This window comes from Cupriavidus sp. a3, from assembly GCF_051015765.1.
Classification (GTDB): Bacteria; Pseudomonadota; Gammaproteobacteria; order Burkholderiales; family Burkholderiaceae; genus Cupriavidus; species Cupriavidus oxalaticus_A.
Genome location: NZ_CP170644.1, coordinates 1126482 through 1142851 on the forward strand (window position 1 = coordinate 1126482; position 16370 = coordinate 1142851).

General features: G+C 68.0%; 13 protein-coding genes and 1 pseudogene. 6 read left to right on the forward strand and 8 right to left on the reverse strand.

Annotation, left to right across the window (positions count from 1 at the left end; translation table 11 throughout):
• Positions 1 to 22: 22 nt before the first annotated feature.
• Positions 23 to 2560 (reverse strand): DNA ligase D, encoded by a 2538-nt coding sequence (gene ligD, locus ACAD63_RS26955; RefSeq protein ID WP_135702722.1) that lies wholly within the window; start codon positions 2558 to 2560, stop codon positions 23 to 25.
• A 300-nt stretch (positions 2561 to 2860) separates the two neighbouring features.
• On the opposite strand from ligD, the gene ilvD reads away from it, so the two are divergent.
• The 3 genes from ilvD to ACAD63_RS26970 all read left to right on the forward strand — a co-directional run bounded on the left by ilvD (position 2861) and on the right by ACAD63_RS26970 (position 6584).
• A complete protein-coding gene (ilvD, locus tag ACAD63_RS26960) occupies positions 2861 to 4720 on the forward strand; it encodes a dihydroxy-acid dehydratase (RefSeq protein WP_133094641.1) in 1860 nt (619 codons plus the stop codon).
• 279 nt (positions 4721 to 4999) lie between these two features.
• The gene (locus tag ACAD63_RS26965) at positions 5000 to 6052 is read left to right on the forward strand and encodes an alpha/beta fold hydrolase (protein ID WP_135702720.1); all 1053 of its coding nucleotides are present in this window, start codon (positions 5000 to 5002) and stop codon (positions 6050 to 6052) included.
• Between the two features lie 247 nt (positions 6053 to 6299).
• Complete coding sequence (locus ACAD63_RS26970; RefSeq protein WP_240745795.1) at positions 6300 to 6584, forward strand: DUF3574 domain-containing protein; 285 nt, start codon at positions 6300 to 6302, stop codon at positions 6582 to 6584.
• Here the strand turns inward: ACAD63_RS26970 and ACAD63_RS26975 are convergent.
• On the reverse strand, positions 6581 to 7003 hold the full coding sequence (locus ACAD63_RS26975) for an NUDIX hydrolase (RefSeq protein ID WP_133094644.1): 423 nt from the start codon (positions 7001 to 7003) through the stop codon (positions 6581 to 6583). The genes ACAD63_RS26970 and ACAD63_RS26975 overlap by 4 nt on opposite strands.
• Before the next feature lie 372 nt (positions 7004 to 7375).
• On the opposite strand from ACAD63_RS26975, the gene ACAD63_RS26980 reads away from it, so the two are divergent.
• The 3 genes from ACAD63_RS26980 to ACAD63_RS26990 all read left to right on the forward strand — a co-directional run bounded on the left by ACAD63_RS26980 (position 7376) and on the right by ACAD63_RS26990 (position 9516).
• Positions 7376 to 7594, forward strand: a complete 219-nt coding sequence (locus ACAD63_RS26980; RefSeq protein WP_255519944.1) for a hypothetical protein — start codon at positions 7376 to 7378, stop codon at positions 7592 to 7594.
• 227 nt (positions 7595 to 7821) lie between these two features.
• Positions 7822 to 8394 carry an AraC family transcriptional regulator gene (locus ACAD63_RS26985; RefSeq protein ID WP_240745794.1) on the forward strand — a complete coding sequence of 191 codons (573 nt, stop codon included), beginning with the start codon at positions 7822 to 7824 and terminating at the stop codon, positions 8392 to 8394.
• A gap of 219 nt (positions 8395 to 8613) precedes the next feature.
• The gene (locus ACAD63_RS26990) at positions 8614 to 9516 is read left to right on the forward strand and encodes a LysR substrate-binding domain-containing protein (RefSeq protein WP_133094646.1); all 903 of its coding nucleotides are present in this window, start codon (positions 8614 to 8616) and stop codon (positions 9514 to 9516) included.
• Between the two features lie 39 nt (positions 9517 to 9555).
• Here the strand turns inward: ACAD63_RS26990 and ACAD63_RS26995 are convergent, their stop codons facing one another.
• The 6 genes and pseudogenes from ACAD63_RS26995 to ACAD63_RS27020 all read right to left on the reverse strand — a co-directional run bounded on the left by ACAD63_RS26995 (position 9556) and on the right by ACAD63_RS27020 (position 16286).
• The gene (locus tag ACAD63_RS26995; RefSeq protein WP_434034636.1) at positions 9556 to 11088 is read right to left on the reverse strand and encodes a class I adenylate-forming enzyme family protein; all 1533 of its coding nucleotides are present in this window, start codon (positions 11086 to 11088) and stop codon (positions 9556 to 9558) included.
• 89 nt (positions 11089 to 11177) lie between these two features.
• The gene (locus tag ACAD63_RS27000; protein ID WP_195431803.1) at positions 11178 to 12476 is read right to left on the reverse strand and encodes a CaiB/BaiF CoA transferase family protein; all 1299 of its coding nucleotides are present in this window, start codon (positions 12474 to 12476) and stop codon (positions 11178 to 11180) included.
• Positions 12477 to 12553: 77 nt separating this feature from the next.
• A pseudogene (locus ACAD63_RS27005) lies at positions 12554 to 12727 on the reverse strand (acyl-CoA dehydrogenase family protein); the annotation flags it as partial.
• 79 nt (positions 12728 to 12806) lie between these two features.
• Positions 12807 to 14015 carry an acetyl-CoA C-acetyltransferase gene (locus tag ACAD63_RS27010; protein ID WP_133094649.1) on the reverse strand — a complete coding sequence of 403 codons (1209 nt, stop codon included), beginning with the start codon at positions 14013 to 14015 and terminating at the stop codon, positions 12807 to 12809.
• A gap of 46 nt (positions 14016 to 14061) precedes the next feature.
• Positions 14062 to 15378 carry an acetyl-CoA hydrolase/transferase family protein gene (locus ACAD63_RS27015; protein WP_195431802.1) on the reverse strand — a complete coding sequence of 439 codons (1317 nt, stop codon included), beginning with the start codon at positions 15376 to 15378 and terminating at the stop codon, positions 14062 to 14064.
• A gap of 14 nt (positions 15379 to 15392) precedes the next feature.
• Positions 15393 to 16286 carry a MaoC/PaaZ C-terminal domain-containing protein gene (locus ACAD63_RS27020; protein WP_135702714.1) on the reverse strand — a complete coding sequence of 298 codons (894 nt, stop codon included), beginning with the start codon at positions 16284 to 16286 and terminating at the stop codon, positions 15393 to 15395.
• Positions 16287 to 16370: the final 84 nt, after the last annotated feature.

The window sequence follows — 16370 nt, forward strand, 5'->3', positions numbered from 1 at the left end:
CCGCAATGCAGTACGGCTGGAATCAGCTTAAGCGCTCGATGGCGGCGGTCAAAGTCTGGCGGCTGTCCCAATAGGACTGCCACGGGTCGGCGACCTGGAAGCTGAGGTACTCGCGGGCATCGCGGATGGTCCACTGTGCGCCACTTTTCAGCTTGCCAAGTTGCTCCCACGACACCGGCATCGAGACCCCGAGCCCCGGCCTGGCCCGCGCCGAGAACGCCGCCGCGGTGGTCTGGGAAAAGCCGTTGCGCAGGTAATCGACAAAAATCCGCCCCTTGCGGTTGGCCGCGCCGGAGCGGGCGGTGAAGCGGCGGGGCAGGGTGGCGGCCAGGTGCTTCACCGCCGCCCGTGAGAATGCCTTGACTTCATCGTACGAGCGGCGCGGCGCCAGCGGCACCACCACATGCAGTCCCTTGCCGCCGCTGGTCTTCAGCCATGCCTGCAGGCCGAGCTCATCGAGCAGCGTGCGCACCAGCATGGCTGCTTCGAGCATCGATTCCCATGGCACGCCTTCGCCGGGATCGAGATCGAAGATGACCCGGTCGGGATGGTCGATATCGCGTGTGGTGGAGTTCCAGGTATGGAACTCCACCACATTCATCTGCGCCGCGGCGACGATGGCTTCGGCCGAGTCGGCCGTCAGCAGCGCGCCGTGGCCGGGCCAGAGCGACGCGGGGCGCTCGGTCAGTCCCGGCATTGCCGTTTCCGCATACTTCTGGAAAAACGTCGGCCCGTCGATGCCTTCCGGCGCGCGCACCAGCGACAAGGGGCGCTCAGCGAGGTGCGGCAGCATCAGGCTGGCGACGCTCTCGTAATAGCGCACCAGTTCGACCTTGGTGAAGCCCCCGGCCTTGTCGATGACGCGCGCGGGGTTGGTGACCTTGATGGCGGCCATGCCATGCGGCGTCACGGCGGTCTGGACCGCTTCGCGCCGGACCGACCCGGCGGGGCGGTCGGTGCGCAGGCCCTTGAAGCAGGCATGGCGGACCTGGCCCTCCGGCGTCCAGTCGGAAAACTCGACCTCCGCCACCAGCGTTGGCTTGACCCATCGCGACACGGCGGGACGGCCACGGCCCCAGCGGCGGCTGCCACGCGCTTCGTTGGCGAACGGGCTGTCGTCGACCTGCAATGCCGCCAGCCGCTTGTGCAGCTTCGCGGCCATCTCGCTGTCCCAGCCGGTGCCGACGCCGCCCACGTAGAGCAGTTCGCCCTTGTTGCCCTCGTCATAGACACCCAGGTGCAGCCTGCCGATTTCAGTCTTCGACCCTTCGCGGTCCGCGAACCCGCCGATGACGAACTCCTGGCGCAGCTTGCACTTGATCTTCAGCCAGGTCTGCGTACGAGCGGAAACGTAGGCCGCATCCGCGCGCTTGAACATCAGGCCTTCCAGGCCGAGCTTGCACGCCGCCTGGAACATCTGCGCGGCAGGCGCATCGAAGGCCTCGCTGAAGCGGACCCGCTCCGTGCCCGTGGCGACCAGCGTGGCCAGCTTTTCGCGGCGCTGCGCCAGCGGCAGGCCGCGCAGGTCGCGGCCTTCCCAGTAAGGCAGGTCGAAGGCAAAGAAGACAATGGCGTCGTGCCGCTGCCCGTCGATGGCGTTCTGCAGCGCATTGAAGTCCGGCATGCCGTCGCGCAGCACGACGATCTCGCCATCGAGCCAGCCTTGCGAGATATCGAGCTTCTCGATCTCGGCGGCCAGCGAGCCGAGCTTGCGGGTCCAGTCATGGCCGTTGCGGGTGAAGAGCGTCACCCGCGCATCGTCGATCCGCGCCAGGATGCGGTAGCCGTCGAACTTGGTTTCGATGATCCAGCCGGTGCCGCCCGGTAGCGTGGGCGAAGGCGTTGCCAGCTGCGGCGCCAGCTTCGCCGGCAGCGGCGCGCGCGGCGCGTGCCTGACCGCCTCGGCCGCGTCGTCAACCAGGCCTTGCCCGGATTCGTTCAATGCGCCCAGTGGCCTGGCGATGACGCTGTCCGGCAGCGCGGCCAGCACATCGAACTCCGACAACGGCCGCGCCCACGCGTCGCGCTTCTTGAAGAGGATCCACTGATCCGACTGGTCGCCCGGCCTGGCGATGCGGACCAGTTCCCAGCGGCCGGCCAGCTTCTCGCCGGACAGGTCGAACACCAGCTTGCCGGCTGCCATGCCCTCACGCGCGTCGCCGACCGGCGCCCACGTGCCGCGGTCCCAGACAATGACCGAGCCGGCGCCGTACTGTTTCGGTGGAATCTCGCCTTCAAAATCCGCATAGTCGAGCGGATGGTCCTCGACATGGATGGCAATGCGCTTTTCGGCAGGGTCGTAGCTGGGTCCCTTGGGCACGGCCCAGCTCAGCAGCACGCCGTCCAGTTCCAGCCGGAAATCGTAGTGCAGGCGGCGGGCCCAGTGCTTCTGCACCACAAAATGCAACGGCTGGCGCAACGGCTGCGCCTTCCCCCTGCGCCGTGTGCCGGCGGGCTCGGGGGTAATGTGGAAATTCCGCTTTTCCTGGTAATCCTGAAGGCTGGCCGGCCGCTCCGCAGCGCGGCGCCTGGCCGTTGTCGCCCTTGGGTTCGTTGCCATAAGACTTCCGCGCCTCAGCCGCGCCACGAGAGCGCCCGCGATTCCAGTCTAGGGGGCGCGCCGGATACGGTGTATCGGGCGGTGTCTTACGTTGGAGGGAAGTGCGTCATCGGGCATTTCGAGGGGGCGCTCCCATCCACGGCCCGCATCGGCCGCCGACCCGGAGCCTGACACACGACCTGTTATGGGATAATCCCCGGTTTGCCCAGGGCGCAGCTCAAGAGGTTGTCCGCACGGGCGCGCGCAGGGCCGTTCATCCCGTGGCCCGCAACCTTTCTGGCGACATTCCTTAGCAAAACAATGCCCACATACCGTTCCAAAACCTCCACCGCCGGCCGCAACATGGCGGGGGCCCGCTCGCTGTGGCGTGCCACCGGCATGAAAGACGACGATTTCAACAAGCCCATCGTCGCGGTGGTCAATTCGTTCACCCAGTTCGTGCCCGGGCACGTGCACCTGAAGGACCTGGGCCAGCTGGTCGCGCGCGAGATCGAGGCAGCCGGCGGCGTGGCCAAGGAATTCAACACCATCGCGGTCGATGACGGCATCGCCATGGGCCACGACGGCATGCTGTACTCGCTGCCCAGCCGCGACATCATTGCCGACTCGGTCGAGTACATGGTCAACGCGCACTGCGCCGATGCCATGGTGTGCATCTCCAACTGCGACAAGATCACCCCGGGCATGCTGATGGCCGCGATGCGCCTCAACATCCCGGTGATCTTCGTCTCCGGCGGCCCGATGGAAGCCGGCAAGACGCGCCTGGCCAATCCCGTCACCAAGGCCGTCGAGTTCAAGAAGCTCGACCTGGTCGACGCCATGGTGATCGCCGCCGACAGCGCCTATTCCGACGCCGACGTGGCCGAGGTGGAGCGCTCGGCGTGCCCGACCTGCGGTTCGTGCTCGGGCATGTTCACGGCCAACTCCATGAACTGCCTGACCGAGGCGCTGGGCCTCTCGCTGCCGGGCAACGGCACCGTGGTGGCAACCCACGCCGACCGCGAGCAACTGTTCAAGCGCGCCGGCAGCCGCATCGTGGAGCTGGCACGCCAGTACTACGAGCAGGAAGACGCGCGCGTGCTGCCGCGCTCGGTGGGCTTCAAGGCGTTCGAGAACGCCATGACGCTGGATATCGCCATGGGCGGCTCGACCAACACCATCCTGCACCTGCTGGCGATCGCGCAGGAAGCGGGCATCGACTTCACCATGGACGACATCGACCGCCTCTCGCGCGTCGTGCCGCAGCTGTGCAAGGTCGCGCCCAACACCAACAAGTACCACATCGAAGACGTGCACCGCGCCGGCGGCATCATGGCGATCCTGGGCGAGCTGGAACGCGCCGGCAAGCTGCATACCGACGTGCCGACGGTCCACGCCCCCTCGCTCAAGGATGCGCTGGAGCAGTGGGACATCGGCCGCACGCAGGACGAAGCGGTCCGCCATTTCTACATGGCCGGCCCCGCCGGCATCCCGACGCAGGTCGCGTTCAGCCAGGACACGCGCTGGCCGAGCCTGGACCTGGACCGCGCCGAGGGCTGCATCCGCTCCTATGAGCATGCGTTCTCCAAGGAAGGCGGCCTGGCCGTGCTGAGGGGCAACATCGCGCTCGACGGCTGCGTGGTGAAGACCGCCGGCGTGGACGAGAGCATCCTGGTGTTCGAGGGCACGGCGCATGTCACCGAGTCGCAGGACGAGGCGGTCGAGAACATCCTGAACGACAAGGTAAAGGCCGGCGACGTGGTGATCGTGCGCTACGAAGGCCCCAAGGGCGGCCCCGGCATGCAGGAAATGCTGTACCCGACCAGCTACATCAAGTCCAAGGGCCTGGGCAAGGCGTGCGCGCTGCTGACCGACGGCCGCTTCTCGGGCGGCACCTCGGGCCTGTCGATCGGCCACTGCTCGCCCGAGGCGGCAGCCGGCGGTGCGATCGGGCTGGTGCGCGACGGCGACAAGATCCGCATCGACATCCCCAACCGCACCATCGACGTGCTGGTGTCCGACGAGGAACTGGCGCGCCGCCGCCAGGAGCAGGACGCCCGCGGCTGGAAGCCGGCCAAGGCGCGTCCGCGCAAGGTGTCGGCCGCGCTGAAGGCCTATGCCAAGCTGGTCATGTCGGCCGACAAGGGCGCCGTGCGCGACCTGTCGCTGCTGGACGACTGACGCCAGGTTGACTGTCGTTCCCGCGCAGGCGGGAACCCGGTGACTTCAACGACGCTGGATTCCCGCCTGCGCGGGAATGACTGAGGTGAATATCACCAGACTCGGGCCGCTCCTCGGAGCGGCCTTTTTTTGGCTGATTTTCCGGCCCGTATTTGTATCGGCGTATCTGGCATCCACATCCGGATACACAGCGATACAAGACGCCGGATTCCCGACACATTGCGCTTGCCAGCGCCTCCTAGACTCGTGCCTGGTTCGATCACCAGATAGGAGAGAGAGATGTCAAACACCATCGACCTGCCGCGCCGCGGCTTTCTCGGCGCTGCCGCGCTGACGCTGGCCGCCGCGCACGCCGGCCTGGCACAAGCCGCCCGTCCCGAAGCCGGCCTGCCCAAGACCGCGCCGTTGCCGTCGACCACGCCAGGCACCCATACGAAGTTCGCCGCGCTCCGCCAGGTCAATGCCGGCGTGCTCAACGTCGGCTATGCCGAAGCCGGGCCGGCCGACGGCCCGGTCGCGCTGCTGCTGCACGGCTGGCCGTATGACATCCACAGCTTCGTCGACGTAGCGCCGTTGCTGGCGGCACGCGGCTATCGCGTGATCGTTCCCTACCTGCGCGGCTTCGGTTCGACGACCTTCCTGTCGTCCGGCACGATGCGCAACGGACAGCCCTCGGCCATCGCCGCCGACATGATCGCGCTGATGGATGCGCTGCGCATCCCGACCGCCGTGGTCGCCGGCTTCGACTGGGGTGCGCGCACCGCCGCCATCATGGCCGCGCTGTGGCCGGACCGCTGCCGTGCACTGGTCTCGGTCAGTGGCTACCTGATCGGCAACCAGGCCGCCGGCAAGAAGCCGCTGCCGCCCGAGGCAGAACTGCAATGGTGGTACCAGTTCTATTTCGCTACCGACCGTGGCCAGGCTGGCTACCAGCAATACACGCACCAGTTTGCCAAACTGATCTGGAAACTGGCGTCGCCGAAGTGGGAGTTCGACGATGCCACCTTCCATCGCAGCGCCGTGGCGCTCGACAATCCCGACCACGTGGCGATCACCATCCACAACTACCGCTGGCGACAGGGCCTTGCGGCCGGCGAGTCGCACTTCGACGAGTTCGAGAAACGCCTTGCCACGGCGCCTGCGATCAGCGTGCCCACCATCACCATGGAAGCCGACGCGAACGGCGCGCCGCACCCGGCGCCCAGTTCGTATGCGAACAAGTTCACCGGGCGTTATGAGCACCGCCAGCTGGGCGGCAAGATCGGCCACAACCCGCCGCAAGAGGCGCCGGTGGCGTTTGCGCAGGCGGTACTGGACGCCGACAGCCGCTGATGCCCGAGGGGAGGCCGGAACGTTCGCGGCTCCGGCATCCCTTACCGTTTACGCGGGCCGGTCGCTGCACTAATCTGCACGGATGCGGATTCGGTGCTCGCCTTCGTCTCGTGCCGGGAATGCCATCGCGATCGCCCCTGCCATCGCGCTGGCGCTGGCATTCGCGCTTTCGGGTTGCGCTGCCATACCGGCTGCGCCATGCGCGGCCGGAGAACAGGCGGCCATCGGCGAACTGATCTACTTCGGCATGGCAAAGCCCGGCGGCACGGTGTCCGAGGCAGAATGGGATGCCTTTGTGCAAGGCTCCGTGGCACCGCGCTTCCCGGACGGCTTTACGGTCTGGCCGGCTTCCGGCCAATGGCGCGGCGCGGATGGCAAGGCCGTCAGCGAGGCGACACGCGTGCTCAGCCTGGCGCATGCCCCCGACGAACGCAGCGAGGCGGCGGTACGTGCCATCGCCAGCGAGTACAAGGCCCGCTTCCGGCAGGAAGCGATGCTCAGGGTGCGCAGCAACGCCTGTATGTCGTTCTAGGACTTTCCAATCCGTGCCAGCCGCATTTCGATGGTGGACAGCGCATCCTTGTACAGCGAATGCCAGCGATCGGATGGAGCCTCGCCCAGGGGATGCCAGAAGAATTTGAACACGTGGCCGTCATCATCGGCGGTAAGGTGCTCCCAGGTGTCCGGCAGCGGCTGCGATGGCTCGCAGAGGTGCAGCGACCATATCTGCTCTTCATGACCGGATTCCCACAACCCCAGGTCGGCCGTCACTACGCCAGCAATGCCGGACTCCTCGCGCAACTCGCGCACGGCGGCATCCGCCGGCGGTTCACCCGGTTCGATCTTGCCCTTGATGATCTGGAGTCCGGAGAGGGGATGCTCGAATGCCAGGATCTCCAGGCCGTTCGGCGTGCGTCTCAGGACAATCGGACAGGCTTTGTTCGGCTTCATCTGGAAGTCCTTATCAGGAATTGATGCGAACTGTCCGCAGCACCGGCGGCTGCGATCTTCCGGTTGGACCGTCGGATATCGGGAAGAATCCGGCCTTCACACGCTGGCAGCCAGAAACGCAGGCTCGCATGGCGTGTCCGGGGCGCACCGGCTCAATTGACGAGAATATCGGACAGGATGCGTTCCGTACGGGCTGGGCATCGGCGCCGGCGGCGGTACGCCGACGCCCGCGCAGGCCGAAGATGAATCGGTGGTCTACAAGACCAAGGTGGCCGTGACGGCCATGCAGGTTGGCTTCGACCAGCGCACGGCGGGCCAGCAATGGCTGCGCCTGCGTCTCGGTGAACTGTTTGGCCAGTGAGGCGTGCCGCGATGAAACGCCTTATTTCAGCTTTCCCCCTGTTGGCACTGCTGACACTTGCCGGCTGCGGTGGCGACGATGCGCCGGGCAAGACCAGCCCGGGCGCGTCCGCGAGCCTGCCGGTCACGGACCTGGAGCCCGGCGCCTACGTCGTCAGCGTTGGCGATGCCGACAATCCCACGGTCGGCAAGTACTATGCCGCCACCGATGGCAGCCGTTTCCCTGCCTGACCGCGCAAGCGGCGGCATGGCGGCATGGCGGCCGCATCCTGAGTGCTTGCGTCACCGGGCTCCGCGGGCAGTCCCGCGGTCCCGGCAGCCTGTGCGAGCGAGCCCATGTGGTGGCGGCGAATGGGGTGTTCGGAAATTGCAGAGGCAGGAATTCTCGCGGGCGGCGATGATAGTCATCGTTACAGACCGCTTTCCGAGCCACCATGCGCGTCCATTTGCAGTCCCCCATGCATATCAGCCTGCAGCGGCTGCTGCTGGCATTTCCGCTGTCGGTCGCGGTCACGCAAGGCAGGGTGGTGGTCAGGCGGCGCGGCTTCGATCGGCTGCTGGTGGCCGGCCAGGAGATGGCGGTCGCGCCGTTCGAAGCCATCGATCTGCATCTGGACGGCAGCGGCGCCCAGCCCGCGGCATGCCATCTCGAACTGCATGGCGTGGTGCCGGCGGCGGCACAGGCGGCGCTGCATCACCGAGTCTCCAAGCGGGTTTTCCTGCAGCCGCAATACGCCTGGAGCGCCGCATTCATCGCCGAACGGCTCGACATTTCCGCAGCACGGGTGCGCCGCACGTTGTTTGCGCAGGGCACGGCACTGACCGACCTGTGCCGGACGCAGCGGCTCATGCGCGTGCTGTTCGAAGCCATGTCGGGGCACGTGGCGACGGCCGACCTGGCGCGCTTTGCGGGCTGGCCCGCCAATAGCGACCTCGACTGCGCCTTCTATGACCGCTTTGGCCTGTCCATGGATGCAGCGCGCCGTCTCGCGCTGCATCACGCCCCGGAACGGCACCGTTCGGTAGCCTGAGCCGAACGACGCGTTCGTTTCGCTGCCGCCCGGCACCCAGGCGCATCTGCCTTCCAGCCCCGCGCGGCTTCCTGGCACTATTGGCTAACCTTTGCCTGTCTTGCGGACAAGGCGCCAACGCTGGGCGATATTCGCCCCGGCGGTGCGGCATTCGCACCGGCGTCGTGTACGGGCGCCGCCTTTGCGCGATAATCCCGTACCACGCTAGGGAACGATGTAATGCGCTTTGATCTGGTCGATCTGAAACTGTTCACGCATATTGCCGAGGCCCAGAGCCTGACCGGCGGCGCGCAGCGTTCCCACCTGTCGCTGGCCGCGGCCAGTACCCGCATCAAGAACCTGGAAGAGTATGTCGGCGTCAAGCTGCTGAGCCGCAGCAGCCAGGGCGTGAAGGTCACCGGTGCCGGCGAGACCCTGCTGGCGCACGCGCGCCGCGTGATCCGCCAGCTGGAGCAGCTCAGCGGCGATCTGCAGGAATACGTGGCCGGCGTGAAGGGCCATGTGCGCGTCTTTGCCAACACCACGGCGATGAGCGAGTTCCTGCCCGCGGTGCTGCGCACCTACCTGGTCAGCAATCCCGACGTCACCATCGACATGCAGGAGCGGCTCAGCCCGGACATCGTGCGTGCGGTGCAGGAGGGGATGGTCGATATCGGCATCATCGCGGGCAATGTGCGCACCGAAGGGCTGGAGGTCATGCCCTACCGGCGCGACCGGCTCGTGCTTGCGACCGCACTGAGCCATCCGCTGGCCGAGCGCGACACCGTGGATTTCATCGATACGCTCGACTACGACTTTATCGGCCTGCCGGAAGCCAGCGCCATCCACAACTTCCTCAAGCGCGCCGCGGCCGACCTGCAGCGCGAGCTGCGCTGGCGCGTCCAGGTCAGCAACTTCGAGACCGCCTGCCGCATGATCGAGGCCAATGTCGGCGTCGGCGTGCTGCCCGAGAGCACGGCTGCGCGGCACGCCGGCACGATGGCGCTGCGCATCGTCCAGCTCAACGACGAATGGGCCGAGCGCAAGCTGCAGGTGTGCGTGGCGGATGTGGGCGCATTGCCGCTGTTCGCGCGCAAGCTGGTCGACCTGCTCGTCGAGGACGGACTCGGGCGGCAGGACTGAGCGCCGCCGCTGCCGCTATCGCCACCGTTATCGCCACCGCTAATTCTGCTGCGAAACCATCTGCTTGAGCTGGTGCTTGAGCAGCTTGCCGCTGGCAGTGGCCGGGATGCTGGCGACGCGCAGGATCTTTTCCGGGCGCTTGTACGGCGACAGGCGGTCGACCAGGTAGTCGTGCAGCGCCTGCGCATCGAACTTCTCGCCGTCCTTGATCTCGACAAAGGCAATGACCCGCTCGTTGCCGTCCGCGGCCGGCTGGCCGACCACCGCCGACACGCGCACCGACGGATGCGTGTTGATCACCGATTCGACCTCGATCGGATAGACGTTGAAGCCAGAGTGGATGATCAGGTCCTTGGTCCGGCCCACGATGAACAGCGCGCCGTCGGGCCCCAGCCGGCCCAGGTCGCCGGTGTTGAGCCAGCCGCCGGGGCGCAGCGCCTCGGCGGTCAGCGCCGGTGCGCGGTAGTAGCCGCGCATGACACCGGGGCCCCTGACCCACAGCTCGCCGGACTCGCCGGCCGGCACGGGCTGGCCGTCGGGGCCGACCACCCGCAGTTCGGCGCCTTCCACGATCTCACCCGCCGAGCAATCGCCGCGCGGGCGGTCCACGCGCGTGACGAACAGCGAGCCCGCGTACTCGGTCATGCCGTAGCCATGGTGCAGCGGCTGGCCGAACATCGCTTCGACTTCCTGCTTGAGCGTCGGGTCGAGCGGTCCGCCGCCGGTGTACAGGTAGCGCAGCCTGGGTGAGGGCGCCAGCGGCATGCCGCTCGCACGCACATGCGCGAGGATGCGGCCGAACATGGTCGGCACGCCCTGCAGCAGCGTGATCGCCCCTTGCCGGATTGCCGCGATGACGTCCGCCGCGTTGAAGCGCGCGCTCAGGTACAGGCTGGCGCCGGCCTGGAAGGTCGACACCAGCAGCGTGCCCAGTCCGAACACATGCGACATCGGCATGACCGCATAGGCGCAGTCATCCGGCTGCATGCGGCGCGATTCCACCGTGACACGGGCAAAGTGCAGCAGGCCGCGGTGCGTCACCATCACGCCCTTGGGCTGCCCGGTGGTGCCGGAGGTGTAGATCAGCACGGCGACCTCGCGTGCCACGGCTTCGGGCTCGCGTTCGCTGGCGCTGTCGGCGGCGCTGGCCATCAGCGGGCCGAGTCCGGCCGGCGCGATTTCGCGGGCACGGTAGCGCACGCCGTGCCGCAGCGCGTCGGGCGAGGCACCGTGGGTAAAGAGCATCAGCCGGGGCTGGCAGTGCGAGCGGATCTCCTCGATCTCGCGCTCCGACAGGCGCGCGTTGACCACCACCGGCCATGCGCCCAGTTCGGACAGCGCGAACACCAGCGTGATCACGGCCAGGCAGTTCTCCGCCACGACCAGCACCCGGTCGCCGGTGCCGACGCCTTGCGCCTGCAGGTAGCCTTGTGCAGCCTCGATGCCCTGCCACAGCCGCGCGAAGGTCACGATGCGGCCGTCCTCGAAAACGGCCGCGCGGTCTGGGGCCTCGGCGGCCCAGTGGCGGGGGATATCGCTGATCCGTTGCGGGTTGGCTCGGTCCGGGGGCATCGCGCGGAAAGTCCTTGTGCGGGGTAGAAAACCGTCCGGCAAACCGGACGACGCCAGTGTATGTGCGCGGCAATTGCGCTGCAATCGGCTTACACTACGCCCCTGGTGCGCAGTGCTTCAACCTGCTTCGCGTCCAGCTTCAGGTAGTCGCGCAGCACTTCCTCGGTGTGCTGGCCCAGCGCCGGCGGGGCATAGCGCAGCGTGGGCGGCGTCTCCGACAGGCGCAGCGGGCTGGCGGCGGTGACGACCCGATTGACGCTCTGGCCCGCAGGCGGCTGCGCGCCCGGATAGCGCGACTGCTCGATGCGCAGCCCACGCGACTGCACATGGGGGTCGGCATACGCCTGGGCGATATTGTTGATCGGGCCGCACGGCACCGAATTGGCTTCGAGCAGCGCGACCCATTCGGCGGTGGTGCGGGTGCGCGTCAGCTCCATCATCATCGCGATCAGCACCTTGCGGTTGTTGACGCGGCCGGTGTTGGTGGCATAGCGCTCGTCGCGGGCCCAGTCCACGCCCGCGGCCTCGCAGAAGCGCGCGAACTGGCCGTCGTTGCCGATCGCCAGCAGCATGTTGCCGTCGGCGGTGGGGAAGTCCTGGTAGGGCACCACGCTCGGGTGGATATTGCCCTGGCGGCGCGGTACGTCGTCGGCATTGAGAAAGCCCGCGCCCTGGTTGGCGAGCACGGCCATCGCCACGTCAAGCAGCGCGATGTCGATATGCTGGCCGCGGCCGGTGTAGTGGCGCGCTTCGAGCGCACTCAGGATCGCGGTGGTGGCGTACATGCCGGTGAACAGGTCGATCACCGCCACGCCCACCTTCATCGGGCCGCCGCCGGGTTCGCTGTCGGCATGGCCGGTGATGCTCATCAGGCCGCTCATGGCCTGGATCAGCAGGTCGTAGCCGGGGCGGGCCGCATACGGCCCGGTATGGCCGAAGCCCGTTACCGAGCAGTAGACCAGGCGCGGACTGACCGCGCTCAGGCTCTCGTAGTCCAGGCCATAGCGCTTGAGGCCGCCGGTCTTGAAGTTCTCCACCACGACGTCGCTGTGGCGGGCCAGTTCGCGGATCAGTGCCTGGCCTTCAGGCTTGGACATGTCCACGGTGACCGAGCGCTTATTGCGGTTGGCCGCGGTGAAATAGCTCGCCTGCCGCGTGGGCACGCCATCGTCGCCCGACAGGAACGGCGGGCCCCAGTGGCGGGTGTCGTCGCCTTCGCCGGGCTTTTCGATCTTGATGACGTCGGCGCCCATGTCCGCCAGGTTCTGGGTGGACCACGGCCCGGCCAGCACGCGCGACAGATCGAGCACGCGCAGGTGGCTCAGCGCGCCCGTGCGCGGCGAAGGGGGCGGCAGTTCGGGAAGGGAATTGGCGGCGGAATCGGTCATGGAAATCGTGGCGGTTGCGTCGTTGCTGCCCGTCGCGGTGCGGGCAGCGTGGGGGGGCATATCGGCAGCGCGGCGCCTCAGGCGCCGCGCGCCTCGCAGATCATGTTGCGGGCGATGATGACCTGCTGGATCTGCGTGGTGCCTTCATACAGGCGGAACAGGCGCACGTCGCGGTAGAAGCGCTCGATGCCGAACTCGGAAATATAGCCGGAACCGCCAAGAATCCGAACCGCGCGGTCGGCCACGCGGCGACTTTCACGTCCCCTTCGGGGATGAAGACACTGGATCCCCGCCTGCGCAGGGACGACGGCTCGACGACGGTGCATGCGATCAGCAGCGCTCGAACACCGCGGCGATCCCCTGGCCGCCGCCGATGCACATGGTCTCCAGGCCATAGCGGCCGCCACGGCGCTGCAGTTCGTGCAGCAGCGTGGCCAGGATGCGCACGCCGGTGGCGCCGATCGGGTGGCCCAGCGAGATGCCGGAGCCGTTGACGTTGAGCTTCTGCTCGATCGCGTCCTGGTCGTTCCATTCCCAGCCCTTCAGCACGGCCAGCACCTGGCAGGCAAAGGCTTCGTTCAGCTCCACCAGGTCCATCTGGTCCAGCGTCAGGTTCAGGCGCTTGAGCAGCTTCTTCACCGCCGGAACCGGGCCGATGCCCATATGCGACGGCTCGCAGCCCGCTGCCGCCCAGCCCACCAGTGTCGCCATCGGGGTCAGGCCCAGCTCGGCCAGCTTGTCTTCGGCCACGATCAGGCAGGCGGCGGAGGCGTCGTTCTGCTGGCTGGCATTGCCGGCGGTGACGGTGCCGTTGGGCATCAGCGCGCGCAGCTTGCCCAGGCTTTCCATCGAGGTGCCGGGGCGGAAGCCCTCGTCACGCGCGAACGTGACCGGGTCGCCCTTGCGCTGCGGCACCTGCACCGGCACGATCTCGGCGTCGAAGCGGCCGGCTTCCCAAGCGGCCGCGGCGCGTTCGTGGCTGCGCACGGAGAAGGCGTCGGCCCGCTCGCGCGTAATGCCGTAGTCGCGCGCGAGGTTTTCGGCGGTCTCGATCATCCCGGAGATCTTGCCGAAGCGCTCGACCGGCTGCGAACGCTCGCGGCCGCGGTCGAGGCGGTCGTAGAACTTGACGTTGCCCGAGCGCGAGCCCCAGCGCATGTCGGTGGTGTAGTACTCGATATTGCTCATGCTCTCGACGCCGCCGGCAATGACCACGTCGGCAGCGCCGCTCTGCACCATCATCGACGCCGTGACGATGGCCTGCAGCCCGCCGCCACAGCGGCGGTCCAGCTGCATGCCCGGCACTTCAACCGGCAGGCCGGCCTGCAGCGCGGCCCAGCGGCCCACGCAGGGCACTTCGCTGTTGGCGTAGGACTGGGCAAAGACCACGTCATCGATGCGGGCGGGGTCGATGCCGCTGCGTTCGACCACGGCGCGCACGGTGGTGGCGGCCAGTTCCTCGACGGACACGGGGCGCAGGCTGCCGCCGAAGGTGCCGACGGGAGTACGGAGGGGGGTGACGATTGCGGCTCGGCGCATGGAAGTCTCCTTGGAAATTCTGTTGGGTAGCGAGGCAGGCGCCCGGTCAGGCCATGCTCGCCGTGGCAACGAAAACCGCGCCGCACTGGCGCAGCAGGGCGTGGGCCTGGCGCTCCAGGTCCTCGCGGTGTTCGGGGGCGGCGATGTCCAGCATGCGGCGCACGCGCTGCGACAGGGTCTGGCCGCGCAGGTCGGCGACGCCGTGTTCGGTGACGATCAGGCCGGCATCCGAGCGCGGCGTGCTGACCGGCCCGGACAGCTGCGCCACGATGCGGCTGGCGCCCTTGGCGGTCGCGGGCAGGGCGACGATGGGCAGGCCGCCGCGGCTGCGCGCGGCGCCGCGCAGGAAGTCGACCGCGCCGCCCACGGCGCCGACATAGACGCCCGCCGCCACTTCGGCATTCACCTGTCCGGTCAGGTCGACCTCGATCGCAGAATTGATCGCCGTGAGCTTGTCGATGCTGGCCAGCACTTCGGGATGATGCGTGTAGCTGGTCTCGCGCAGTTGCAGCTTCGGGTTGCGATGGGCCCAGCGGCGCACCCGCTCGCTGCCCATCAGGATGCCGCCGATGCCGATGCCGGTATCGATAGTCTTGCGCGCGTTGGTCAGCACGCCGGCCTCGGCCAGCGCGGCAATGCCGTCGCCCACCGCGCCGCTGTGCAGGCCCAGGTCGCGGCGGTCGTGCAGCGCGGCCACCACGGCCTCGGGCAGGTTGCCGATGCCCATCTGGAGCGTGGCACCGTCCTCGACCCAGCCGGCGATATGGCGCGCGATCGCCTGCTCAGCCGCGCCGGGGGCGCCGCGGTCCAGGCTGATCGGTGGATGCGCGGCATCGACCAGCAGGTCGATCTCGTCCGCGGTGAGATGGCGGCTGCCATAGGTCCACGGCACGTCGGGGTTCACCTCGGCCACGATCACGCGGGCCCGGTCCAGCGCCGCCGGAATGTACTCATGCACCAGGCCCATGCTGTAGCGGCCTTCCTCGTCGGGCGGCGACACCTGCACCAGCACCACGTCGGCGCGCAGCGCGCCCTGGCGGATCAGGCCAGGCAGATGCGAGTAATGGCTGGGCACGATGTCCAGCACGCCGGCCTTGGCCAGCGCGCGATGCGGACCGCTGGCGGCATAGCCGAAGAAATCGATCACGTCGGCCTGCGCCGGCTGCAGCGTGTCTGACTGGCCGATGCCGACAAACACGCTCAGCCGGCTGCCCTGGGCCAGCGCGTGGCGATGCCCGACCAGCGCGCGCGTCAGCGTCAGCGGCTCGGCGGTGGCCTGGCCCCACCAGATATGGTCGCCGGGGCGCAGCAGTGCCTGCAGCGCGGCGCCAAGTTCGTTGTTATCCACGGTAGCAGGATGCATTGGGCGGTGCAGGCTCAGGCGATCTCGGCCCAGCCATGGCTGAGCACTACCTTGTCGCGCTCGGCCACGCGTGCGCGTAACCGGAAGTGGTTAGGATTGTCCGGCGTGCGCCAGATCTCGGTGACCAGCGTCTCGCCCGGGAACACCGGCGCGGTGAAGCGGATATCCAGCGCGCGCAGGCGGGCGGGATCGTGGTCCGCGCACTGGCGCACCAGCGCATGCGCGACCAGCCCGTAGCTGGCCAGGCCGTGCAGGATCGGACGCTCGAAGCCTGCGGCCCTGGCAACTTCCGGGTCGGCATGCAGCGGGTTGAAGTCGCCCATCAGGCGATACAGCAGCGCGGCCTCGGGGCGGATTGCCTGCGCGTCGGTGAAGTCCGGCGCGCGGTCTTCCGGCGTGGGGCGCAATGCGGGCAGCGGCTCGTCGCTGGGCTGGCCGCCGTCGCGCTGGCTGTAGCCGCCATCGCCGCGCAGGAAGCTGACCTGCTGCACCGTCGCCAGCAACTCGCCGTCCGCCGTTTCGAGCCGGCGCTCGGTCACCATGATCGCGCCCTTGCCTTCACCCTTGTCGGTCAGGTGCGTGATGCGGTTGTTGCCGACGATGTCGGCGCTGGCCGGCAGCGGGCGGTGCAGCCGCATGCGCTGCTCGCCGTGCAGCAGCTTGACCCAGTCGATGCCGGTATCGGCCTCGCGCGCCCAGAAGCCCGGATAGCCCAGCACCACGGCTTGCGACGGCAGCGTGCGCAGCCCGCCCGCGGCGCCCTCGAACACGAAGGGCAGGGCGGCCGCATCCAGCGGATCGTTGCCCAGCCCCAGGCTGAGTGCGTACAGCATGGTGTCGCGCTCGGTATAGCGCTGGCGTACGGGGGCGAATGGTCGCTGCTTGAGGTGCTGGTAGCTCACTGCCATGTCCGGGGGTCCTATGTCTTCATCAGGAGATAGCCGTGAGGATGTCGCCAAAGTGGGTTTTGCGCTATTTGACAATGCCAATGG